General features: G+C 72.4%; 21 protein-coding genes. 12 read left to right on the top strand and 9 right to left on the bottom strand.

The window, feature by feature from the left end:
* Positions 1-47 precede the first annotated feature (47 nt).
* The 5 genes from bla to ACLBXO_RS18410 all read left to right on the top strand — a co-directional run bounded on the left by bla (position 48) and on the right by ACLBXO_RS18410 (position 4,214).
* The gene (bla, locus tag ACLBXO_RS18430; protein WP_447686242.1) at positions 48-926 is read left to right on the top strand and encodes a class A beta-lactamase; all 879 of its coding nucleotides are present in this window, start codon (positions 48-50) and stop codon (positions 924-926) included.
* Between the two features lie 11 nt (positions 927-937).
* On the top strand, positions 938-1,447 hold the full coding sequence (locus tag ACLBXO_RS18425) for an aminoacyl-tRNA deacylase (protein WP_447686241.1): 510 nt from the start codon (positions 938-940) through the stop codon (positions 1,445-1,447).
* 75 nt (positions 1,448-1,522) lie between these two features.
* Entirely contained in the window at positions 1,523-1,879 is a 357-nt protein-coding gene (locus tag ACLBXO_RS18420) for a hypothetical protein (RefSeq protein WP_331313693.1), read from the top strand.
* A gap of 97 nt (positions 1,880-1,976) precedes the next feature.
* The gene (gene panC / locus ACLBXO_RS18415) at positions 1,977-2,825 is read left to right on the top strand and encodes a pantoate--beta-alanine ligase (protein WP_447686240.1); all 849 of its coding nucleotides are present in this window, start codon (positions 1,977-1,979) and stop codon (positions 2,823-2,825) included.
* Positions 2,826-2,927: 102 nt separating this feature from the next.
* Complete coding sequence (locus ACLBXO_RS18410) at positions 2,928-4,214, top strand: OprO/OprP family phosphate-selective porin (protein ID WP_447686239.1); 1,287 nt, start codon at positions 2,928-2,930, stop codon at positions 4,212-4,214.
* Between the two features lie 76 nt (positions 4,215-4,290).
* Here ACLBXO_RS18410 and ACLBXO_RS18405 read toward each other — a convergent pair whose 3' ends face one another.
* Positions 4,291-5,805 (bottom strand): EAL domain-containing protein, encoded by a 1,515-nt coding sequence (locus tag ACLBXO_RS18405; RefSeq protein WP_447686238.1) that lies wholly within the window; start codon positions 5,803-5,805, stop codon positions 4,291-4,293.
* A gap of 240 nt (positions 5,806-6,045) precedes the next feature.
* On the opposite strand from ACLBXO_RS18405, the gene ACLBXO_RS18400 reads away from it, so the two are divergent.
* Together ACLBXO_RS18400 and ACLBXO_RS18395 are read left to right on the top strand one after the other, a co-directional pair.
* Complete coding sequence (locus ACLBXO_RS18400; protein ID WP_419539324.1) at positions 6,046-6,918, top strand: MipA/OmpV family protein; 873 nt, start codon at positions 6,046-6,048, stop codon at positions 6,916-6,918.
* 68 nt (positions 6,919-6,986) lie between these two features.
* On the top strand, positions 6,987-7,208 hold the full coding sequence (locus tag ACLBXO_RS18395) for a heavy-metal-associated domain-containing protein (RefSeq protein WP_331313698.1): 222 nt from the start codon (positions 6,987-6,989) through the stop codon (positions 7,206-7,208).
* 133 nt (positions 7,209-7,341) lie between these two features.
* Here ACLBXO_RS18395 and ACLBXO_RS18390 read toward each other — a convergent pair whose 3' ends face one another.
* Positions 7,342-7,491, bottom strand: a complete 150-nt coding sequence (locus tag ACLBXO_RS18390) for a hypothetical protein (protein WP_331313699.1) — start codon at positions 7,489-7,491, stop codon at positions 7,342-7,344.
* A gap of 393 nt (positions 7,492-7,884) precedes the next feature.
* On the opposite strand from ACLBXO_RS18390, the gene mnmG reads away from it, so the two are divergent.
* The 4 genes from mnmG (at position 7,885) to ACLBXO_RS18370 (ending at position 12,227) form a co-directional block, all read left to right on the top strand.
* A complete protein-coding gene (mnmG, locus tag ACLBXO_RS18385; protein ID WP_447686237.1) occupies positions 7,885-9,786 on the top strand; it encodes a tRNA uridine-5-carboxymethylaminomethyl(34) synthesis enzyme MnmG in 1,902 nt (633 codons plus the stop codon).
* Entirely contained in the window at positions 9,783-10,418 is a 636-nt protein-coding gene (gene rsmG / locus ACLBXO_RS18380; protein WP_331313701.1) for a 16S rRNA (guanine(527)-N(7))-methyltransferase RsmG, read from the top strand. The genes mnmG and rsmG overlap by 4 nt, the downstream gene beginning before the upstream one ends.
* Positions 10,415-11,272, top strand: coding sequence for a ParA family protein (locus tag ACLBXO_RS18375; protein WP_012321019.1), 858 nt, complete (start codon positions 10,415-10,417; stop codon positions 11,270-11,272). Before rsmG ends, ACLBXO_RS18375 begins: the two co-directional genes overlap by 4 nt.
* Before the next feature lie 61 nt (positions 11,273-11,333).
* The gene (locus ACLBXO_RS18370; protein WP_447686283.1) at positions 11,334-12,227 is read left to right on the top strand and encodes a ParB/RepB/Spo0J family partition protein; all 894 of its coding nucleotides are present in this window, start codon (positions 11,334-11,336) and stop codon (positions 12,225-12,227) included.
* A gap of 274 nt (positions 12,228-12,501) precedes the next feature.
* Here ACLBXO_RS18370 and holA read toward each other — a convergent pair whose 3' ends face one another.
* The 5 genes from holA to ACLBXO_RS18345 form a co-directional block, all read right to left on the bottom strand.
* The gene (holA, locus tag ACLBXO_RS18365; protein WP_447686236.1) at positions 12,502-13,539 is read right to left on the bottom strand and encodes a DNA polymerase III subunit delta; all 1,038 of its coding nucleotides are present in this window, start codon (positions 13,537-13,539) and stop codon (positions 12,502-12,504) included.
* A gap of 6 nt (positions 13,540-13,545) precedes the next feature.
* Complete coding sequence (gene lptE / locus ACLBXO_RS18360; protein WP_149313280.1) at positions 13,546-14,091, bottom strand: LPS assembly lipoprotein LptE; 546 nt, start codon at positions 14,089-14,091, stop codon at positions 13,546-13,548.
* A gap of 158 nt (positions 14,092-14,249) precedes the next feature.
* Positions 14,250-15,209 (bottom strand): AEC family transporter, encoded by a 960-nt coding sequence (locus tag ACLBXO_RS18355; RefSeq protein WP_331313702.1) that lies wholly within the window; start codon positions 15,207-15,209, stop codon positions 14,250-14,252.
* Between the two features lie 107 nt (positions 15,210-15,316).
* Positions 15,317-17,560, bottom strand: a complete 2,244-nt coding sequence (locus ACLBXO_RS18350) for a TonB-dependent siderophore receptor (RefSeq protein WP_447686235.1) — start codon at positions 17,558-17,560, stop codon at positions 15,317-15,319.
* 130 nt (positions 17,561-17,690) lie between these two features.
* Entirely contained in the window at positions 17,691-18,569 is an 879-nt protein-coding gene (locus ACLBXO_RS18345) for an acid phosphatase (RefSeq protein WP_447686234.1), read from the bottom strand.
* Positions 18,570-18,876: 307 nt separating this feature from the next.
* Between ACLBXO_RS18345 and ACLBXO_RS18340 the strand changes: the two genes are divergently transcribed.
* Positions 18,877-19,740 (top strand): hypothetical protein, encoded by an 864-nt coding sequence (locus ACLBXO_RS18340; RefSeq protein WP_447686233.1) that lies wholly within the window; start codon positions 18,877-18,879, stop codon positions 19,738-19,740.
* Between the two features lie 34 nt (positions 19,741-19,774).
* On the opposite strand, the gene ACLBXO_RS18335 is transcribed toward ACLBXO_RS18340, so the two are convergent.
* The gene (locus ACLBXO_RS18335; RefSeq protein WP_447686232.1) at positions 19,775-20,629 is read right to left on the bottom strand and encodes an alpha/beta fold hydrolase; all 855 of its coding nucleotides are present in this window, start codon (positions 20,627-20,629) and stop codon (positions 19,775-19,777) included.
* 26 nt (positions 20,630-20,655) lie between these two features.
* Positions 20,656-21,531 carry a 2,3,4,5-tetrahydropyridine-2,6-dicarboxylate N-succinyltransferase gene (gene dapD / locus ACLBXO_RS18330; RefSeq protein WP_447686231.1) on the bottom strand — a complete coding sequence of 292 codons (876 nt, stop codon included), beginning with the start codon at positions 21,529-21,531 and terminating at the stop codon, positions 20,656-20,658.
* Positions 21,532-21,543: the final 12 nt, after the last annotated feature.

Genomic DNA, 21,543 nt, shown 5'->3' with positions numbered 1-21,543 from the left:
GGTGCCGTGCCCGGATGCGCCGTCGCGATCTCGAACGGGGATTCGCCATGATCGTCTGGACCCGCCGCGCCTTCGGCCTCGGCCTGCTCGCCGCGCCGCTCGTCCGTCCGACGCGCGCCGCGGAGGCGGAGCCGGACTGGGCCGCCGTCGAGCGCCGGCTCGGCGGCCGCCTCGGGATCGCGGCCGCCGCGACCGACCGCGTCCTCGTCGCTTACCGCGCCGACGCGCGCTTCCCGATGTGCAGCACCTTCAAGGTTCTGGCGGCGGCGGCGGTGCTGGCGCGGGTCGATGCCGGCCGCGAGACCCTCGACCGGATCGTCACCTACGGTCCCGGCGACCTCCTGAGCTACGCGCCGGTGACTCGGAAGGCCCTGGAGGCCGGCGCCGGGACCGGGCGGATGAGCGTCGCCGACCTGTGCGCGGCCACCCTGATCTGGAGCGACAACGCTGCCGCCAACCTGCTCCTGGCGGATCTCGGCGGCCCCGATGCGCTGACCGCGTGGCTGCGCACCACCGGCGACGCCGTCACCCGCCTCGACCGGACCGAGCCGACCCTCAACACAGCGCTGCCGGGCGACCCGCGCGACACGACCACGCCGGACGCCATGCGGGCGACCCTGGGCCGGATTCTCCTCGGGACGACCCTGTCACCGTCCTCGCGCGACCGGCTGGAGGCCTGGATGGTCGCCTGCGAGACCGGCCGGAAGCGCCTGCGGGCCGGCCTGCCGCCCGACTGGGTCGCCGGCGACAAGACCGGGAGCGGCGACAACGGCACCGTCAACGACGTGGCGATCCTGCGGCCGCCGGGGGGCGCGCCGATCCTCGTGGCGGTCTACGTCACGGGATCGACGGCCTCCCCCGAGACCTGCGCGGCGGCCTACGCTGAGATCGGCCGCCTCGTCGCCGCGCGCGCCCATTCGACCTGACCGGACGAACCATGAAGACAGCCGCCAGAACGCCGTCCAAGACACCGTCCAAGACGACCCGCGCCACGCTCGCCCTCGACAGGGCCGGCATCCCGCACAGCCTCCACGTCTACGCGTACGATCCGGACGCGCCGCGCATCGGCCTTCAGGCCGCGGAGGCGCTCGGGGTGGATCCGGGGCGCGTGCTGAAGACCCTGATGGCGTCGGTGGACGGACGGACGGTGTGCCTGCTCGTGGCCTCCGACAGGGAGGTGTCGATGAAGCGGGTCGCCGCCGCCTTCTCGGGCAAGGCCGCCGCCATGCTCAAGCCAGCCGATGCCGAGCGGCTGACCGGCTACCATGTCGGTGGGATCAGCCCCCTGGGGCAGAAGCGCCCCTTCCCGACAGCGATCGACACCGGTTCCCTGACCGACCCGACGGCCGAGATCCACGTCAACGGCGGCGGCCGGGGCCTGCAGATCCGCCTGACCGAGGGCGATCTCGCTGCCGTCCTGGACGCCCTCGTCGTGCCGCTGACGTGATCCCGCGGTAATCGCTCGTTTACCCTGCCGTCGCACGGTGTCGCCTCTCGGCGGAGAAGGCGGCGCAGGGGCGGCATGCGGGAAACGGCGCGCAGGGCGATCACGGCGCTCGGACTCGTCCTGCTGCTCGCGGGACCGGGCCGCGCGGCCGATCTCGACATCCGTGGCGGCGTCGAGACGGGCGTGGGCGGCCCTCCCCGCTTCTTCCCGCGCAACGACGGCCTCGACCGCCGTCCGGTCTACGCCGTCCGGTCCCGCGCCGTGCCGGTGGGCTGCACGCCCCGGCGGGCGCCCGTGCCCACCAACGCGCCGGACGATCCGAGCTACGTCGGCTCCGAGTACGGCCTGGGGCATCCCAGCTACTACGGCTTCACGCCGCCGCCCGGCGTGGACGATCCCTTCGGACGCTCGCTCCTGCCCTACTGCCCGTGACGCCGACCGGGGCGGCGGGGATCGTGACCGGACTGCCGGATTCCACCGCCCCCCATCATGCTCTAGACCGGCCCTGCCCTCCCCCGGAGCCCGTGCCGTGTCCGAGTCGACCTTCCAGTCCTTCCGCGACCTCGAAGCCCTGCGCGGATGCGTGGCCGCGTGGCGCGGGGCGGGCGAGCGCGTCGTCCTGATCCCCACCATGGGCGCGCTGCACGACGGGCACCTCGCCCTCGTGGCCGAGGCGCGGCGGATCGGCCGCCGGGCGGTGGCCAGCATCTTCGTCAATCCGACCCAGTTCGGCCCGAACGAGGATTTCGCCCGCTATCCCCGCGACCTGGACGCGGACCTGGCCCTGCTGGCGCGGGCCGGCGCCGACGCCGCCTGGACGCCCGGCGTCGAGACCATGTACCCGCCGGGCTTCGCCACCCGGATCGAGGTCGCCGGCCTGACCGAAGGTCTGTGCGGGCCGTTCCGCCCCGGCCACTTCGCGGGCGTCGCCACGGTGGTGACCAAGCTCCTCAACCAGGTCCGGCCGGACGTCGCCCTGTTCGGCGAGAAGGACTTCCAGCAGCTCCGCGTGCTCCAGCAGGTCGCGGCGGATCTCGACCTCGCCGTGGAGATCCGCGGTGTGCCGACCGTGCGCGAGCCCGACGGCCTCGCGCTGTCGTCGCGCAACCGCTACCTCTCGGCCGAGGAGCGGGCCGTCGCCCCGAAGCTCCACGCCGTCCTGTCCGAGATCGCCTCCGCATCCCGCAACGGCACCCCCGTGGCCGGCCGGATCGCCGCCGGGCGGGCGGCGCTGGAAGCGGCGGGGTTCCGCGTCCAGTACCTCGCGGTCTGCGACGCCCGGACCCTGGTCCCGGTGGAGCGGGTCGACGGCCCGGCCCGCGTGATCGCCGCGGCCTTCCTGGGTCGGACCCGGCTGATCGACAATCGCGCCGTCTAGGCCGCCCGCGGTCGTGGCCGCCGGGCCACGGCGCGCGGATTTCCGGCTTTGACTGCGCCAGGTGATTGGCGCCGCCCGGCCGACCTGTTCTCTGCTGCTCCCGTGATCGGAACGCGCACCGCACCGGCCGTCCTGGCCATGTCCCTCGCCCTGGCGGGTCCCGCCGGCGCCGGCGAGGACGCGTTCGAGGGGATGGCCGGCCCCTCCGGCGAGCGCCTGCGCTACGACGCGAAGGGGCTCACCCTCACCTTTCCCGAGCCCGACGTGAAGCTCCAGATCGGCGGGCGGCTGCACATCGACGGCGGCGCGGCAGGCTTCAGCCGGCCCGACCTGCCCGAGGCCTTCCCCGACAACGTCGCCGTGCGCCGGGCCTGGATCGAGCCGACGCTCACCGTCGGCCGCGACTGGGTGATCGCCTTCCAGTACGATTTCGCCGACCCGATGCTGCCGATCAACGACGCGCTGGTCGCCTGGAAGGGGCTGCCGGACACGATCCTGACGCTCGGCAACATGAAGGAGCCCTTCAGCCTGGAATGGCTGCAGAGCAACAACGACACGCTGTTCGCCGAGCGCTCGGCGGCCAACGCCCTCGTGCCGGAGCGCCGGTTCGGCCTCGCGGCCGGGCATCAGGGCGCGATCTGGACCGCGGTGGCCGGCGTGTTCGGCAACGCCGCCAGCAGCGGCATCGACGGGGACGGCGTCGCGGTCGCGGCCCGCGCGACCGTCGCGCCGATCATGACCGCCGACGAGACCCTGCATCTCGGGCTCGCGGGGGCCTTCCGCAGCCGGTCCCGCTCGGACGGTGCCTTCAGCTTCTCCAGCCCCGCCGGCGCCTCCCTGTTCGAGCGTCCCCTGGTGGATACCGGCGATCTCCCCGACGCCGCCAGCGTGTCGCGCCTCGGTGCCGAGCTGGCCTATCGCCGCGGCCCGCTCCTGGTGCAGGCGGAGTACATCCGGGCCGCGTTGCAGCCGTTCCGCGGTCCCGGCCAGCCCGGCACCGCGCTCGATTTCCAGGGCGGCTACGTCGAGGCGGCCCTGGTGCTCAACGGCGAGGGCCGCGCCTACGCGCTGACGCCGCAGAGCGGCACGACCTACGCGACCTTCCGGGGCGTGACGGTTCCGGAGGCGCAGCGGCTCTCCCGGGGCGGGATCGGCGTGTTCGAGCTGGCGGTGCGCTACAGCGCCGTCGACCTGGACGCGCGGGGCTTCCGCGGGGGCATGGAGCGGGACGTGACCCTCGGCCTGAGCTGGTATCCGGAGCCCAACCTGCGGTTGATCGGCAACGTCGTCCGCGGGCGCGTGCGGCCCGGGGAGGCCCAGTCCGAGACCCTGGGCACCCGCCCGTTCACGGTCGACACGGTGATCGCGCGCCTGCAGATCTACTGGTGACGCGCCCCGCTGGGGCGGCTCCAGTCCCGGCCGCGGCCCCGGACACGACCGGTCACACGACCGGTCACACGGCCGGTCACACAGCCCTGCGCAGGACCGACCGGAACGGGCGCCGTTCGGGCTCCGGCGGGGGTGTCGGCTCCCCGGCGGGCGGCGCCGCCAGGACCTCCGCGCGCACCGGCCGGGGCGCCGCGAAGGCCGTCCCCTGCGCGAACGGCACGTCGAGGTCGATCAGGTCCGGGACATCGGCCTCGTCGGCGACGCCCGTGGCGACGACGCGGATCCCGGCCCGGGCCAGGGCCGGCGCGGTGTCCTCGACGGCGAGGTCCGACAGGCTGCCGCGGGTGGCACCGGGCCGGAGCAGCATCTCCGCCGGCACCTTGACCTGCCCGATGCCGAGCGCGGCGAGTTCGGCGGCGTCGAAGCGGAGATCGTCCGGGCGGTCGAGGCTGAAGCCGATCCGGCCCTGCAGGGGCGCGAGCAGGCCCCGCTGGCCAGCATCGAGCCGGCGCCAGCTCTCCTGCGGCAGCGCGATGGTCAGGCCCGCCAGGGCCGGGTCGTCGGCGGCCGTGCGGGCCAGCTCGCGCAGGAGGCCTGGCTCGAACAGCGACAGCGGCGACAGCCCGTAGGTCAACAGGGTCTCGCTGCCGCGCCGGGCGAGGTGGCGGGCCACGATCGTGGCCCGCTGGAGCATCCGGCGGTCGAGTTCGGTGGTGCGCCCGTAGCGCTCCAGCACCGGCAGGAACATCTCCGGCTCGGCCGGCGTCGCGCCGGGGCCGCCGATCCGCAGCCGGGCCAGCGCCTCGTAGGCCACCACCTTGCGCTGCGGCAGGGTGACGACCGGCTGCAGGTGGATCTCGAGACCGTCCCCCTCGAAGGCGGCGATGATCGCGCCCTCGTCCGCGGGCGCGGCCGTGGGCCGGGGCGGGATCGGCCGCGGGGGGATCGGCCGCGCCGGGACGGACGGGGCCGGGGCGGGCTGCGGCCGGGGCGGGACCGGCTCGAGGGGCGTGCTCCGGCCCTGCGGAGGCGGCACCGGCACGGGCGGCGGCGGGGCAGCGTCGGCGTCCGGAAGGGCCGTGGCGGGCGCAGCGGGCAGCGGCCGGGGCGTCTCGGCGGGCCTGGTCTCGGGCGCGATCTCCGGCCGGGCCTTGAGGCCCGCGATCTCGGCGTCCTGGGCGCTCACGACCGTCGTGAGGTCGCGGACGATCCCGCTGAGCAGCCCGAACTCGACGGTCAGCTCCTCGATCTGGGCGCGCAGGGCGGCCTCCGCGGTCTCCGGCCGCGGCTGGGCCGCCGCGGTCGCGGCCGCCGTCTCGACCTTGAGCAGGCGCCGGGACAGCAGATCGACCTCGCCGGACAGCTTCTCGCAGCGCGCCTTGAGGGTGGCGATGCGGGTCAGGGCGAGACCGCCCGCAACGGCGGCCGCGGCGCCGAGCGTCAGGGCACTCCAGAGCGGCAGGAACACCGCGAGCGGCCCGAACACGACGAGCCCGAGAAGGCCGACCGTCAGCAGCCCCGCGTACCGGCCGAGGACCGGGACCATCGTCTGAACACCTGCCAGGAACGCGCGCCGGTCGCCGGGGGACATCCCGAGCGATCCCCACCGGGCGCGAACCGAATCGCAGGATCATTGGCCGCCCGCACCCCGCCCGGCAAGGCTCGGGGACCGCGATGGCGCGCCGTGGCCTGTTAATTCCGGGCGGTGTGACGCCCGCGCCCGCTGGAACGTTGCGGATTCGTCACGGCGCGCCCGATTGCGGGGCGATCCGGGGAGGGTTGCGCGGCTAGCGAATGCGGACCGGATGAAAAAGGATCATAAAGCGTGGCCATGACGTCCGTGCCCCCGCGTACTCCCCGATTTCGCGCCGTTCTCGGCGCCGGCGCGCTCCTCGCGGCCTTCGGCACGACGGCGCCGCGGGCCGCGGATCTCGGCGCGGATCTCCCGCGCACCACGCCGACCTTCGCGATGGTCGATCCCAACACTTGGATCGTCACGCTGAGTGGCTCGATCCAGGCCGTGCCGCGCTATCCGGGCGCGAGCGACTACACGGCCGTCGGCTACCCCTCGATCGATATCCGCCGCGTCGGCGAGCCGCGCCGCTTCTCGACGCCGGATGACGGGTTCAGCTTCTCGCTCTTCGACACCGAGTCGTTCCGCATCGGCCCGACCGCGCGCTTCGTGCCGGGGCGCTACTACGGCGACGACCGGCGCCACCTGTACGGTTTCCGCGACGCCCGCTTCGCCGTGGAGCCCGGCGTGTTCGCGGAGTTCTACCCGGTCTCGTTCATCCGGACCCGCGTCGAGCTGCGCCAGGGCGTCTACGGGCACCACGGGACGGTCGGCTCGGTGGCGGCCGACTATCTGATCCCGGCGGAGAAGTTCCTGTTCTCCATCGGGCCGCGCCTCAACGTCGGCGATGCCAGCTACGCGCGGAAGTATTTCGGCGTCTCGCCGATCGAGGCGGCGCTGAACGGGCGCGTGACGCCCTACGACCCGCGCAGCTTCTACTCGGCGGGCGTGCTCGGCGGTGTGACCTACACGCAGAGCGAGACGTGGTCGTACACGGCCTATGCCGGCTACACCCGGATCCTGGGCGCCTCCGGCGACAGCCCGCTGGTGCGGCGCCCGTTCGGCAACCCCAACCAGTATCAGTTCGGCCTGCGCATCGATTACGCCTTCCGCATGCCGGCGCTGTTCTGAGCCGACACCCGGCTTGCGCCGGGCCGGCCGGGTCCCGACATCCCCGGGAGACGATCGAGGAGGCCCGGATGGACGTGACGCGCGCCGACCTGCTGATGCGGGTCGAGGGCATGACCTGCGAGGGCTGCGCCGCCGCGGTGACCCGCACGGTGAAACGGATCGATCCCGCGGCCGACGTGCAGGTCGACCGGGACGCCGCGCGCGTGGCGATCCGCACGGACGCGCAGGCGCTGACCATCGCCGAGGCCCTGACCAGGGCCGGCTACACCGCGACGGCCATGACCGGCTGAGCCGCGTCTCCTCCGGGCCTGCGGGCCGTAGAGGCCGGAGCGCCCCGCGCAGAGCCGACGCTACCCTCGCGCGCGGCGCGCGTCGGCCGGGCCCGCGATTCCGGACGGCGCGCCGGACGACGGACCCTCCCGCTCAGGAGCGGCTCAGGAACATCCCGGTCAGGAGCAGGGCGAAGGCCGCGAGGCCGAACAGGCCCTCCTTGCGCTGGGTGCGGTCGAGGAAATGGGCGGCGGCGCCGGCCGCGCAACAGGCGGCGCCCAGGCCGATTGTCAGCGACGACATCTCGAGTCTCCTCCTCGCGCGTCGCTCCGCGGCGCGGCGAAAACAGTCCCTCTCGTGGGCCTGCCGGACGGCGTTGTCCGTTCAGGATTGAGTCACGGCGGAAGATTTGCACGGTCCGGACGGACTGGCAAGGGATGACGGCCAAGTCCTCGCCGGGCCTTCGTCAGCAACGCGCGCGCGAACAACAGATCTTCGCGTCGCGGGCGCGTTGAATACCGCATTCAGATGGGCCCGATCGGGGCGGGCCGGCGGGGCGGGACGCGTTGACCGCCGCGCCCGCGCGCGCTTAGACCTCCCGGCAGATCCGCCGGTCCCCGCGCGCGCACCGCGCACGGTGCGTGCGCGCCGCCCGCACCCGCGGCGGGATGTCTGCGAAAGGCTGCTCGGTACCCGATGCTCACCCCCTCCTCCGCCCGGTTCGACGTCGCGGTCGTCGGCGGCGGCCATGCCGGCGTCGAGGCCGCCGCCGCCGCGGCGCGCTGCGGCGCGCGCACCGCGCTGGTCACCCACGATCCCGCGACGATCGGGGCGATGTCCTGCAACCCGGCGATCGGCGGCCTCGGCAAGGGCCACCTCGTCCGCGAGGTCGACGCCCTGGACGGGCTGATGGGCCGGGTCGCCGACGCGGCCGGCATCCAGTTCCGCCTGCTCAACCGACGGAAGGGTCCGGCAGTGCGCGGGCCGCGCACCCAGGCCGACCGCAAGCTCTACGCCGCCGCCATGCAGGCCGCCGTCGCCGCGACCGCGGGACTGACCGTGGTGGCGGGCGCCTGCGAGGATCTGGCCTTCGACGCCGAGGGCCGGCTCCGCGGCCTCGTCCTGGCCGACGGCCGCACCCTCGCCTGCGGCGCGGTGGTGCTGACCACCGGCACCTTCCTGCGCGGCCTGATCCATATCGGCGAGCGGCAGATCCCGGCAGGCCGCGTCGGCGAGGCGCCGGCGGTCGGGCTGGCGCGGACGCTCGACCGCCTCGGCCTCCGCCTCGGGCGCCTGAAGACCGGGACGCCCCCGCGCCTCGACGGGCGGACCATCGACTGGTCCGGCCTGGAGATGCAGGAGGCCGACGCCGAGCCGGTGCCGTTCTCGACGCTGACCGAGCGGATCACGACGCCGCAGATCCGCTGCGGCATCACCCGGACGAGCCGGGAAGTCCACGACCTGATCCGTGCCAACCTGCACCGCTCGCCGATGTATTCCGGCGGCATCGCCAGCCGGGGTCCGCGCTACTGCCCGTCGATCGAGGACAAGGTCGTGCGGTTCGGCGACCGGGAGGGGCACCAGATCTTCCTGGAGCCCGAGGGGCTCGACGACCCGACCATATACCCGAACGGCATCTCCACGGCGCTGCCGGAAGAGGTGCAGCGCGACCTCGTCCGCCTGATCCCCGGTCTGGAGCGGGCCGCGATCCTGCGGCCGGGCTACGCCATCGAGTACGACTACGTCGATCCCCGCGAGCTCGATGTCGGCCTCCAGGTGAAGCGCCTGCCGGGCCTGTTCCTGGCCGGCCAGATCAACGGCACGACAGGCTACGAGGAGGCGGCCGGCCAGGGGCTGGTCGCCGGCCTCAATGCCGCCCGGCACGCGGGCGGCCTCGGCGTCGCGGGCTTCGACCGGGCCGAGTCGTATCTCGGCGTGATGATCGACGACCTCGTGACCCAGGGGGTCAGCGAGCCGTACCGGATGTTCACCTCGCGCTCGGAGTACCGGCTGTCCCTGCGGGTCGACAACGCCGACGCCCGGCTCACGCCGCGCGGGATCGCGCTCGGCTGCGTGGGCGGAGCCCGGGCGGCCCATTTCGCGGCCGGGCAGGCGGCGCTCGACGCGGCGCGCGCCCGCCTCGACGCGGTGAGCCTGACGCCCAGCCAGGCCGCGGCGCACGGGATCGTCCTGAACCGAGACGGCATCCGCCGCACCGGCTTCCAGCTCCTCGCCTACCCGGAGATCGGCTGGTCGGACCTGGCGGCGGTGTGGCCGGACCTCGCCGAGGTCGCCCCGCTGATCGCCGACCGGATGAAGACCGACGCGACCTACGCGGTCTACCTCGACCGGCAGGACGCCGACATCGCGGCCTTCCGACGGGACGAGGCCGTGCGCCTGCCGGCGGGGCTGGACTACGCGGAGATCAGCGGCCTCTCGAACGAGATGCGGGTGAAGCTCGAGACCGTACGCCCCGGGACCCTGGGACAGGCGGCGCGGATCGAGGGCGTGACGCCGGCCGCCCTCACCCTGCTGGCCGCCCACGCGCGGCGCGGCGCGCGCGCGACCGCCACCGCCGCGGACCGGCACCCGGCATGAGCGATCCGGATCGCGCCCGTATCCTCGCGGCAGCCGGTGTTTCACGTGAAACAGCGGAGCGGCTCGACCTCTACGTGGCGCAGCTGCGGCGCTGGCAGCCGATCAAGAACCTCGTCGGCCCCGCGACGCTGGCCGAGGTCTGGAGCCGCCACATCGACGACGCGCTGCAGCTCCTCGACCTCGCACCGGAGGCCCGCACGTGGCTCGATCTCGGCTCCGGCGCGGGCATCCCGGGCCTGATCCTGGCCATCGCCGGACGGGACCGCGGCGTCCGGGTCGACCTCGTCGAGAGCAACGCGCGCAAATGCGCCTTCCTCACCGAGACCGCCCGGCTGACCGGCGCCCCGGCCCGGGTGCGCAACGCCCGGATCGAGGCGGTGATCGGCGACTACGTCGGGGCCGACGTGGTCTGCGCCCGCGCCCTCGCCCCGATGGTTCAGCTCCTCGCCTGGACCGAGCCTCTGTTGAAAACGGGCACCACCGGCCTGTTTCCGAAGGGGCGGGACGTACAAGCCGAATTGACCCAGGCCGGCGCGCAGTGGAGAGTCGTTAACGACCTCGTGCCGAGCCGGACCGATTCCGATGCCCGGATCGTGCGCGTCACTGCCCTCGCCGCCCCGAGCCACCGATGAGCGAAGCGATCCTCGGCGATCCCGCCGACCGGTCCATGGATTCATCCATGCGACGCCCTCTGCGCGTTCTGGCGCTCGCCAACCAGAAGGGCGGCGTCGGCAAGACCACGACGGCGATCAACCTCGGCACCGCCCTGGCGGCGATCGGCGAGGACGTCCTGGTCATCGATCTCGATCCGCAGGGCAACGCCTCCACGGGTCTCGGGATCGACCGCGCCAAGCGCCGGGTCTCGACCTACGAGGTCATGGCCGGCGAGGCCTCGCTGGCGCAGGCCGTGGTCCCCACCGCCGTGCCGCGGCTGTCGCTTGCGCCCTCGACCATGGACCTCCTCGGCCTGGAACTGGAGCTGGCCACCCTCCCCGACCGGGCGCACCGGCTGCGCGGCGTCCTGAAGAGCCTGACCCAGGCGCCGAGCCTGAGCCGGATCAGCTACGTCCTGATCGACTGCCCGCCCTCGCTCAACCTGCTGACCATCAACGCGCTGGCGGCCGCCGACGCGGTGCTGGTGCCGCTGCAGTGCGAGTTCTTCGCCCTGGAGGGCCTGAGCCAGCTGCTACGCACCGTCGAGCAGGTCCGCGGCGCCCTGAACCCGAAGCTGACGATCCAGGGCATCGTGCTGACGATGTTCGACCCGCGCAACAACCTCTCCGCCCAGGTCGTGGCGGACGTGCGCGGCTTCATGGGCGACAAGGTCTACGAGACCGTGATCCCCCGCAACGTCCGGATCTCCGAGGCGCCCTCGCACGGGAAGCCGGCGCTGCTGTACGACCTGAAATGCGCCGGCAGTCAGGCCTACCTGCGCCTCGCCTCGGAGGTGATCCAGCGCGAGGGCCGAGTTCCGGCCGCGGCCTGACGGGTTTGAGTCCCCCTCCCGGTTCGAGGGGCGAGTGTGGAGCGTGACACGGGTGGCGATCATGGCGGAGGAGGGGGCGAAGCCTCGACTGGGGCGCGGGCTCGCGGCGCTGATCGGTGACTTCAATGAGGCCGGGAAAGCCTCGGCCAAGGCCGAGGAGCAGCGCCGGGTTCCGATCGAGTTCCTGCGCGCCAACCCGCGCAACCCGCGCCGGAGCTTCGCCGAGACGGAGCTGTCCGAGCTGGCGGCCTCGATCGGCCAGCGGGGCATCATCCAGCCGATCGTGGTCCGCCCGATCGGCGACGTGCCCGGGACCTTCGAGATCGTGGCCGGCGAGCGGCGCTGGCGGGCCGCCCAGCGCGCCGGCCTCGACGAGGTGCCGGTGGTGGTGGTCGAGATCGACGACCGCGGCTCCCTGGAATTCGCCATCCTGGAGAACGTCCAGCGCACCGACCTCAACGCGATCGAGGAGGCGTCCGGCTACGAGCGCCTGATGAAGGATTTCTCGTACACCCAGAAGGAGCTGGCCGAGATCCTCGGCAAGAGCCGCAGCCACCTCGCCAACACGCTCCGGCTGCTCAACCTGCCGCTGTCCGTGCAGGAGCGGGTCACCGCGGGCGAGCTGACCGCCGGCCACGCCCGCGCGCTGCTGGCCGTCCGCGATCCCGAGGCGATGGCGCGCCGCGTCGTGGCCGAGAGCCTGTCGGTCCGCGACGTGGAGGCGATCGCCTCCGCGGAGGCAGCCCCGGCCGAGACCCCCCGCCCCGGCCGCCCGCGCCTCTCGGCCGAGCGCCCCGCGACGGTGCGCGACCTGGAGCTGCGGATCCACCGGGCGCTCGGCGTCCCGGTCTCCTACAAGCCGAAGGACGCCGACTCGGGCGAGATCCGCATCCGCTACGAGACCCAGGACGAGCTGCAGGCCCTGCTCAACCGGTTCAAGGTCTCGGACGCCTGAGGAACCGTCCCCGCCGGGTGGCCCCGCCTCAGCGGGCCCGGCGCGGGCCCGATATGAGCGCGGTCAGCAGGCCGCGGCGCGCGGTGGCAGAGGGTGTGGTGTCTCGCTCAGGCCAGCCGGTCCGGGCCGGGCGATAGAGCGCCGACATCGCGCGTCTGTGTCCGCGCGGTTCCTGTCGCAGCCGTCCCGAATGCGGGCCTCGCCGGACGCGGACCGGCGCGCCGTCACCCTCTCCCGCGCGGGCGAGGGCACCCGCGCCCCGGATGGCACGGCCTCAGCGACGCCGCCGCGCCCCCGCCTCCGCGACCCGCAGGAGGGCCGCCGAGGCCAGCGCGTGGGCCAGGTCGGGCTCGGCCCGCCGGCAGGCCAGGACGGCCTCCTGCAGGGCCGCCACGGCCTGCCGGAGGGTCCCGGGCGGCCACGCGCCGAGTTGGCCCTCGATGCTGGCCCTGCGCTTGAAATGCAGGCCCCGCCACGTCGCCACCATCGCGGCGGGCGTCTTGTCGGGATTGTCGAGCCGGGTGGCGAGCAGCGTCAGGGCGTGCCGCAGCGCCGAGCCCAGCACCGCGCCCGGGTCGAGGCCCTCGTGCCGGAAGCGGCGGTAGTCGCGCTCCACCGCGTCGCGGCGGCCGTCGAAGGCGGCGTCGATCAGGGTGTTGAGCACGCTCGCCGCGACGTCGCTGGTCACGGCCTCGACGTGCTCGAGGGTCACGGTCCGGTCCCCCTCCCCCGCGGCGTAGAGGGCGAGCTTCTCGATCTCCATCAGGCTCGCCCGGCGGTCGCCGCCGAGGCTGCGGGCCAGGACCTCCCGGGCGGCCCGGTCGATGCGCAGGCCGCGCTCCTGGAGGGTGCGCTCGATCAGGTCCGACAGGGTCCGCTCGTCGTCGGCGTAGCAGGGGATCGCGAGGGCCTTGGGGGAGCGTTCGCAGAGCGTCCGGAGCGGGTTGCTCTTGGCGAGGTCTCCGGCCTCCACGACGATGCGGGCGTCCGCGACGGTCGCGCCCAGCACCGCCTCGACGGCGGGCGCGTAGTTGCGGGTGCCGGGCCGGACCCAGATCGACCGGCGGCCGCCGAACAGGCCCATCGTCCCGGCCTCGTCGCACAGCCGGCCCGGATCGGCGGCCAGGGCGTCGCCGTCGATCCGCACCAGCGCGAAGGGGTCGGCCGGATCGGCGACGAAATCCTCGGCGAGCTTGCGGGCGCGCTCGGTCACCAGACCGGTATCCGGCCCGAACACCAGGATGACGGGGATGCGCGGATCGGGCCCGCGCCGGATCAGCCCCTCGATCTCGCCGGCCTTGACCGCCGTCACGTCGGGCTACGGCTTCGTCGAGAGCACGGCCGCGAGCCGGCTCTTGATCTGATCGGACAGCACGCCCGCCAGGCGGATCTCGGCGTCCCGCGCCGCCCGCTGGCTGGCGAAGCGCTGGACCGAGCGGTCGTAGGTGGCGGTCGAGGTGGCGACACCCTCGGTGTAGACCTTGGTGCCGCTCATGTCCTCGAGGCTGTACTTGATGTTGGCCACCAGCGTGCCGGCCTCGGCGCGGCCGGTGGTGGAGGAGACGATCGGGGTCTGCACGATCTCGGAGCCCGAGAGCTTCAGCCGGTAGCGCTTGGTCGCCGGGTGACCGGACCCGTCGAGGTCGAAGACCAGCTCGCTGCGCAGGTAGTGGCCGAGGCGCTCCTGGCCCTGGGCCATCGCGACGTCGTCGACCTGGACCGAGGCGAGCAGCGCCTGGACGGATTCCCCAGAGGCGGTCGGCCCGTAGAGCGGCCGGAAGCAGGCCGAGAGGCTCAGCGCCAGGCCGGTCGCGCAGGCGAGGCGGGCGATCCGCCCCGCGATGGAAACTCCCGAACCCACCATCCGCCGTCGTTCCGCCCCTGCCTGTCGGATCGTTCTAGCGCGGACACGGCGTTCCGCGCCACGACGCTACGGGGCAAACGTTACGATTCCTCTGCGGCAAGAGCGTGATCGTCCGGTTTCCGAATGTGAGGCCGCGGCCGTCCGGGGGCCGGTCCATCTCAGGCGATCGCCGCGAGATAGGCCGAGACCGTGACGACGGCCAGCATCGTCGAGACCAGCACCACGGTGGCGGTCAGGTCGGCCTCGCGCCGGTAGAACTCGGCCAGCATGAACGGACCGGTGCCGGTGGGCAGGGCGGCCATGAGCACGGCGGTGTGCAGCAGGAGCGGGGGCAGGTCGAACAGGTAGCGGCCGAGCCCGTAGGCCAGGACCGGGTGCAGCGCGAGCTTGAGGCCGACGAGCAGCGCGGCGGTGCGCCCCTGCCCGCCCCCTGCGCGACGGGGCTGGGCCAGGAACAGGCCGAGCGCCACCAGGGCGCAGGGCGCCGCCGCGCCGCCGAGGAGCTTCAGGAACGTGGCCACCGCCTCGGGCACGGTCAGCCCGGCACTCGGCACCAGGGCGCCCAGCGCCGGCGCCACCAGCAGCGGGTTGCGCAGGAGGGAGCGGAGCACCGTCCACCAGACCGGCCGGCGGGGCCCGCCGCTCCGGCCCGACGCGGCCGACTCGCGCCGCAGCCCGGTCTCGATCAGCACGATCGCCACCGCGAAGACGCCGCAGACCGTGAGGATCGCCGCCACCGTGGTGGGCGCCAGCGCCTCCGGCCCGAAGGCGACCAGCGCCAGGGGGAAGCCCATGAAGCCGGTATTGGCGTAGCCGGCGTTGAGCCCGTCCACCGCGGCGTCGGCCAGCGGCCGTCCCGCCCCACGCCGGATCAGCACGGTGAGGGCGAAGACCCCGAGGCTGCTGAGCCCGAAGGCGCCGATGAAGCCGGGCTTCCAGATGGCGCTCCAGTGGGCGTGGGCGGTCACGTCGAACAGCAGCGCGGGAAGGGCCAGGAAGACCACGAACCGGTTGAGTTCGGTGGTGGCGGCGGCCCCGAGCACGCCGATCCGCCGGGCCAGCCAGCCGGCGAAGATCAGCGCGAAGATCGGCAGCACGACCAGCAGGGTCGAGAGCATGGCGGGTCCGGGTCGGAGGACGATGCTCCGGCCTTAGGACGGTTTCCGATCCCGGCTCCAGTGCCGCGGGCGGGGATCTGCCATGCCGCGGACCCCGCCCGTGGAAGCTACCAGCGGTAGATCAGGCTGCCGATGACCGTCGCGGGCGCGCCGCGGTAGCAGAAGCCGGCCTGACAATTGTAGTAGTCGCGATCGAAGATGTTGAACGCGTTGATCTGCGCCCGGAAGCCTTTGTACTTCGGATCGAGCGCCGCGAAGTCGTAGGCGACGAGGGCGTCGACCAGCGTCACGGTCGGGTTGCGCACCGTGTTCTCGTCGTCGGCGAAGCTGTTGGCATTGAACCGGATGCCGCCGCCGATCGTCAGGCCGCGCAACGCGGAGGACGGCGGGAACAGGTAGGTCAGGAACGACGCGAAGGTGTCGCCCGGGATGCCGGAGAGCTGGTTCCCGTCGATCGCCGCGCCGGTGACGGCCGAGGTCTGCTTCACGAAGCGGAAGTCGAGATGGGTGTAGGCGAGCGTCAGGTTGGTCCCCGGTGCGAAATTCGCCGTCGCCTCCATCTCGAAGCCGCGCGAGTTGACCTCGCCGGTCGCGACTTGGTTCGCGAAGTTGGTCGGATCCTGGCGCAGGATGCTGGTCTGATTGATGTCGAACCCGGCGATGCCGGCGCTGATGTTCGTGCCCGGGATCAGGTACTTCACACCGGCCTCGATCTGATCGCCGGTGGCCGGACGATAGGGGCGGCCGGTGACGGTGTTGACGCCGACCTGGGGGGTGAAGGTCGTCGCGTAACTCGCGTAGGGCACGAGGCCGGGCGCGAGCTCGTAATTCAGGCCCGCCCGGTAGGTGAAGGCGCTGTCGTTCTGGCTCTGCGGACCGGCGACCACGCCCCGGGTCACGCTCGCCGTATCGGAGGCGACCCAGTCCTGCCGCCCGGTCAGCGTCAGGACGAACTTCCCCCACTTCGCCTGTTCCTGGAAATAGACGCCGACCTGATCCTGCGCCTGCCGCGAGGAGCGATCGATGCTGGGGCGCGCGATCGGCTGGCGACCGTAGTTCAAGGTGAGCAGGTTGAGGTCGGGCGCGACGCCGAAACCGGCGACGCTCGAGAAGTCGTAGTGGTAGTAGTCGATGCCCGCCAGCAGCGTGTGGGCGACCGGGCCGGTATAGAGGTGGCCCTCGAGCTGGGTATCGACCGCGAAGGAGGCCAGGGACTGCTTGAACAGGCCGGTGGAGCGCTGTGCGCTCAGACCCGTCACACTGTCGACCTGCGTGTACGAGAAGTTGGCGTCGACACCGGAATAGCGGAAGTTCTGCCGCAGGATCAGGTCCGGCGAGAATCGGTGTTCGAAGGCGTAGCCGATCCGGTGCTGATCCGTCCGGTAGGTGTTGAGCGCGCCGTCGCCCGAGTAGATCCGCGACACGCGGAAGCCCGGGAAGTTGTAGAAGCTCGCGTTGCCCGGGACGTTCGACTCCTGGAACTCGGTCAGCAGCGTGAAGGTCGTGTCGGCTGTGGGGCGCCACGTGAAGGCGGGCGCGATCGTGAAGCGGTCGTCCCGGACGCCGGGGCCGGGCAGGAACGTGTTGGATTGCCGGGCCACGCCGGTCAGGCGGAAGGCCATGGTGCCGTCGGATCCCTCCACCGGGGCGCCAATGTCGAAATTGCCCTGGTAGCGGTCGAAGTTGCCGCCCTGGAACCAGACCTCGCCGAACTGGGCGAAGACCGGCCGCTTGCTGGTCACGTCGACGATGCCGCCGGGCGAGCCCAGGCCGTAGAGGCCGGAGGCCGGCCCGCGGAGGATCGTCAGGGCTTCCGTCCCGTAGGGTTCGATCCGCGGCACCGCGAAGCCGACGCCGGTCTGGCGCAGGCCGTCGCGGAAGATGCCGTCGTAGGTCTCGGCGAAGCCGCGGATGTAGAACGCGTCGGCCCGCGGGTCGAAGCCGAACACGTTGCTGGACACGCCGGGCGTGTACGCCACCGCCTCGTTGAGGCTCTGCACGTTGCGGTCGTTGAGCTGCTCGCGGGTGACCACGGAGACCGATTGCGGCGTCTCGAGCAGGGGCGTGTTGGTCTTCGTCGCGGTGGGGCTCACCCGCGCCACGTAGCCGGTGACGCCGGAGGGCCCGCCGCCGCCGCCGCTGGTGGCCGCGCTGCCGCCGTCGCCGCCGCTGACATTGCCGCCGCCGCTGCCGGATCCCGTCGGGGCCGCGACGGCCGGCCGGGCGGCCTCCACGGAGATCTCGTTGAGCTGGACGGCGGCGCCCTCCGCGGCAGCGGCCTGAACGAAGGCGACGGTGGTCAGCGCGGTGGTGGCGAGGAGCAGGCCGGACTGAGCGGAGCGAAGCGACATCGGAGACCCACGAACACGCCGCGACGCGGCGCCCGACGTCCACGTACCACCAATCACGGTCTCTCGATCAAGCCGAAAACGTGTTGTAAATCACACACTTAGAAGCGTTCAAATCTGGAACGGTTCGAGCCTAGAACTCCAGCGGCGGCTCCCGCAGGGCGGTAGCCTCCCGGGTGCAGGCGGCCTGATCGGGCGCCGGTCCGGCGCCGCCCAGGGCGGCCCGCAGCTCGGCGCGGGCCTTGTCGAGGTCGGCCCGGAAGGCCGCGTCGCCCATCAGCGCGGCGAAGACCGCGGTTCCGGTCAGGCGTCCCGCCGCCACGTCGCTGAGCCAGTGCACGCCGCAGACGATCCGGCTCTCGCCGTAGGCCCGGCCGCGGGCCAGGATCGGGGTCGCCTTCTCGGGCACCAGGGATGCCAGGATCAGCGCGTAGGCCCAGCCCTGCGTGGCGTGGCCGGAGGGGTAGCTGAAACTGTCGGCCAGGGCCTGGCTGCGCTGCACGCAGATCGGCGCCTCGTTGCCGACGAACGGGCGCAGGCGGCGGTAATGCACCTTGGGCCCCCGCGTCGCCCGGGCGAGGTCGAGGCGGGCGCGCTCCAGGAGGTTGATCACGGCCGGCACCCGCGCTTGGTCGATCCGGGTGCCGAGCACGCAGGCGAAATTCTCCAGCACGGCGGCGGCGCCCTCGGACACGTCGTTGGCGGCCAGATCCCAGCGGGGCGTCCCTTTGAGGGCGCGGGTGCTGTTGAAGGCCGCCCGGTCGGCCCTGTCGAGGGGCGCGTCGTGGGCCGGCGGGGAGGGCAGGAACTGGACGGCGTCCGGCACCGCCGCGTCGGCCAGGTAGGGCTTCACGGCCGGCTTGCCGGGCTTCAGCGTGTCGGCGCCGAGGGACGGGGCCGCGGGCGTGCCCGGGGGCACGGGGCGAGGGGAATCCTCGGCGCGGGCCGCGACGGCCAGAAGGAGGGTGAGGGCGGCCGGGGCGAGGAGGGGCAGGGACGGCGTGCGCAGCATCGGATCCGGGACTCTCTCGGATGGAATCTGCGGGGCGCGCCCGCTGCCGGAGGAACGGCTCAGCCGGCCCGTTCAGTCCCTGCACAGGCGGCTCGATCTGTCCAGCGCGCGGCGGCCGGGGCGCCTTATGAACCGCTGCATGTTGTAGGTGCGCATTCCGATCGGCGCGGAGTGCGAAGCGTCGTCAGAGCACGGCGATGGCCGGGGAAACGCGCGTCGACGACCTCGGATGCAAGCCCGAGGCAAGTTTGCTCGGCAACAGTGACCGGTAGATGTTCTATCGCGGGCAGCGCAAAGCGGCACTCTGATGATTGACACCCGGGAGGAGGATCACCGCCGCGAAGAACTCGGGTCTCTCTACGTCATCACGGCGCATGAATTCAATCATGTCGCGAGATCGACGCCGATAGACAGGAGGTTCTTCGACAGGGACCTCCCTGCGAGATTCTATTTCGTCGATAGACACGGCGCGCCCCGCGATTTCCGAAGCGCGTACATCGAGGAACGCATCCTCAATCCCAGCATCATCGACGCCGGGAGCCGATTCATCGCGGAATGGTCGTTCCTTCTCACCGAATTCGAGAAGCCTTTCGCGCAGTATCCGTTCTTCGTCGTGTCGTCACGGTTCTTCGAGAAGAATCTGTCCCTACCCCTGGAGCTTCAGACGGTGCTGGCGTTCGCCTTCCCGTGCCTGAAGTGTTACGGATGGGGATATCTACCTTCGTACGATCGAAAGGCCAATTTTCAAGATCTTCAGCTCTACAAGCAAGTTGGCTATCTCGGCATCAAGGATGAGGGCATCGCTTTTCTCGACGGGCTGTACGGCGTGCGCTTCGTCGATCAGTACCGCATGATCTCCGACTTCTTCTGCAACTATATCGGATTCCAATCGCGGGAACATCTGATCGAGTACGTCAAATTCTATCTCCCATTGATACGAAGATTTTTTGACGCAGACTGGAACATCGTTCGACAGCCCGAACTCTACGTGCGCAGAACAGGAACGTATCGGAACGAGAAGCCATTCACCTTTCTTCTGGAAATGGCGTCCCATCTGTTCTTCTACAAGAACAATCTCAGGTTCTGTGGCGTCAGCTACGACGGCATTCACGAAGTCGACGAGCGCGAAACAATCATGAGGCCGATCATAATGTGGGATCAGGCGGGATGACCGGCTGGAACCTTTCCGGGAGTCCTCGAACGGATCAGCCTTCCCGGATCGCGGCGGCCACGGCGTCCGGATGCTCCTCGTGCGGGCTCAGGGCGCCGGGGATCGCGGCGCCGGTCACGCCGCCCTGGGCGACGAGGGCGTCCATCTCGGCGCCCGAGCGCCGCGGGGCGCCCGCGGGGCGCAGCACCAGGGTCGGCGGCAGCCCGTCGCCGAACAGGGCCAGGAAGGCCTCGCGGCTGCCCACCGGGTCGAGGCCGCCGGTGACGAAGGCGGCTGTACCGAAGCGGCCGTTGCGCTGGCGGGTGATGGCGTGCTTGTCGCGGATCACCGCCGGGGTGACCCGAGCCGCGTCGGCGTAGACGTGGGCGCGCATCATCCGGCCGATGATCGGCGGGCTGATGTTGATCCGGTAGAGCGCCTCGCCGAGGATCGGGGCCTCCACGGCCCGGCGGATGCGCGGGAACCAGTGCGCCCGCCCCGGCATCGCGGTGGGCAGCGGCCCCCGCCAGGTCGGCGCCACCAGGACCAGCCGCTCGAAGGCCCGCGGATGGCGCCGCGCCGCCGCGACGAGGTAGCCGGCGGCGTGTCCGGCCGCGACGCCGAGGGCGTAGGGACCGGGCGCGGCGGCCAGCAGGGCGTCCAGGAAGGCGTGGAAGGTCGCCGGGGCGAGGGGAACCCGCGCCCGCGGCCGGGCACCGAAGCCCGGCCAGTCGGGGATGAGGCAGCGGTACGCCGTCCCGAGGCGGCCGGCGAGGCCGCGCATCTCGGCCCGCGCCGAGATGGTCGAGAGGGCCGGGAGCAGGAGCGCGTCCGGCCCCGCCCCGATCCGGTCGCAGGGGGTCGGCACCGTCCGGCCCGCCACCGTGAGGGTCAGCTCAGACGTCTCCATCGCGCGCCCGCCAGCGTCCGGATGTGTCAGGTGCGCAGCAGCTCGTTGATGGCGGTCTTGGACCGCGTGCCGGCATCGACGCGCTTGACGATCACCGCGCAGTAGAGCCCCGGGCCCGGCGTGCCGTCCGGCAGCGCCTTGCCCGGCATCGTGCCCGAGACGACCACCGAGTAGGGCGGCACCCGGCCGTACATGACCTCGCCGGTGGTCCGGTCGACGATCTTGGTGGAGGCGCCGATATAGACGCCCATGGACAGGACGCTGCCCTGGCCGACGATGACGCCCTCCGCCACCTCGGCGCGGGCGCCGATGAAGCAGTCGTCCTCGATGATCACCGGGTTGGCCTGGAGCGGCTCCAGCACGCCCGCGATGCCGGCGCCGCCCGAGATGTGGCAGTTCTTCCCGACCTGCGCGCAGGAGCCGATCGTCACCCAGGTGTCGACCATCGTGCCCTCGCCGACATGGGCGCCGAGATTGACGAAGCTCGGCATCAGCACGGCGCCCGGGGCGATGTAGGAGCCGCGGCGGACGAAGCAGCCCGGCACGGCGCGCAGGCCCGCGGCGCGGAACTCGGCCTCGCCCCAGCCGGCGAATTTCGACGCGACCTTGTCCCACCAGGGCGCGCCGCCGGGGCCGCCCTCGATCGTCGCCATGTCGTTGAGGCGGAAGGAGAGCAGCACCGCCTTCTTCAGCCACTGGTTCACCACCCAGTCATGGTTGCCCGACTTCTCGGCCACGCGCGCCTGGCCCGAATCGAGCAGCTCCAGGGCCGCCTCGACCGCCTCGCGCACCGCCCCCTTGGTGGCGGTCGACACGTTGGCGCGGTCTTCCCAGGCGGCTTCGATGGTCTGGGCGAGATCGGAAGGGGCGAGATCGGAATGGGGCTTGCCGGCCTGGGACATGGAACGGGTCAG

The organism is Methylobacterium sp. C33D, from assembly GCF_053345825.1.
Note: the sequence above shows the minus strand (reverse complement) of the source record. Positions and strands in the feature narration are given on the sequence as shown.

Bases quoted from the DNA above. Each gene is read 5' to 3' on its own strand.
- ACLBXO_RS18425 (WP_447686241.1), top strand. From the start codon at position 938: ATGAAGACAGCCGCCAGAACGCCGTCCAAGACACCGTCCAAGACGACC.
- ACLBXO_RS18375 (WP_012321019.1), top strand. From the start codon at position 10,415: ATGAGCGAAGCGATCCTCGGCGATCCCGCCGACCGGTCCATGGATTCA.
- ACLBXO_RS18420 (WP_331313693.1), top strand. From the start codon at position 1,523: ATGCGGGAAACGGCGCGCAGGGCGATCACGGCGCTCGGACTCGTCCTG.
- ACLBXO_RS18390 (WP_331313699.1), bottom strand. From the start codon at position 7,491: ATGTCGTCGCTGACAATCGGCCTGGGCGCCGCCTGTTGCGCGGCCGGC.
- mnmG (WP_447686237.1), top strand. From the start codon at position 7,885: ATGCTCACCCCCTCCTCCGCCCGGTTCGACGTCGCGGTCGTCGGCGGC.
- ACLBXO_RS18345 (WP_447686234.1), bottom strand. From the start codon at position 18,569: ATGCTGCGCACGCCGTCCCTGCCCCTCCTCGCCCCGGCCGCCCTCACC.
- bla (WP_447686242.1), top strand. From the start codon at position 48: ATGATCGTCTGGACCCGCCGCGCCTTCGGCCTCGGCCTGCTCGCCGCG.
- rsmG (WP_331313701.1), top strand. From the start codon at position 9,783: ATGAGCGATCCGGATCGCGCCCGTATCCTCGCGGCAGCCGGTGTTTCA.
- ACLBXO_RS18350 (WP_447686235.1), bottom strand. From the start codon at position 17,560: ATGTCGCTTCGCTCCGCTCAGTCCGGCCTGCTCCTCGCCACCACCGCG.
- ACLBXO_RS18370 (WP_447686283.1), top strand. From the start codon at position 11,334: ATGGCGGAGGAGGGGGCGAAGCCTCGACTGGGGCGCGGGCTCGCGGCG.
- dapD (WP_447686231.1), bottom strand. From the start codon at position 21,531: ATGTCCCAGGCCGGCAAGCCCCATTCCGATCTCGCCCCTTCCGATCTC.
- ACLBXO_RS18395 (WP_331313698.1), top strand. From the start codon at position 6,987: ATGGACGTGACGCGCGCCGACCTGCTGATGCGGGTCGAGGGCATGACC.
- lptE (WP_149313280.1), bottom strand. From the start codon at position 14,091: ATGGTGGGTTCGGGAGTTTCCATCGCGGGGCGGATCGCCCGCCTCGCC.
- ACLBXO_RS18400 (WP_419539324.1), top strand. From the start codon at position 6,046: ATGACGTCCGTGCCCCCGCGTACTCCCCGATTTCGCGCCGTTCTCGGC.
- ACLBXO_RS18405 (WP_447686238.1), bottom strand. From the start codon at position 5,805: ATGTCCCCCGGCGACCGGCGCGCGTTCCTGGCAGGTGTTCAGACGATG.
- ACLBXO_RS18340 (WP_447686233.1), top strand. From the start codon at position 18,877: ATGATTGACACCCGGGAGGAGGATCACCGCCGCGAAGAACTCGGGTCT.
- ACLBXO_RS18335 (WP_447686232.1), bottom strand. From the start codon at position 20,629: ATGGAGACGTCTGAGCTGACCCTCACGGTGGCGGGCCGGACGGTGCCG.
- ACLBXO_RS18355 (WP_331313702.1), bottom strand. From the start codon at position 15,209: ATGCTCTCGACCCTGCTGGTCGTGCTGCCGATCTTCGCGCTGATCTTC.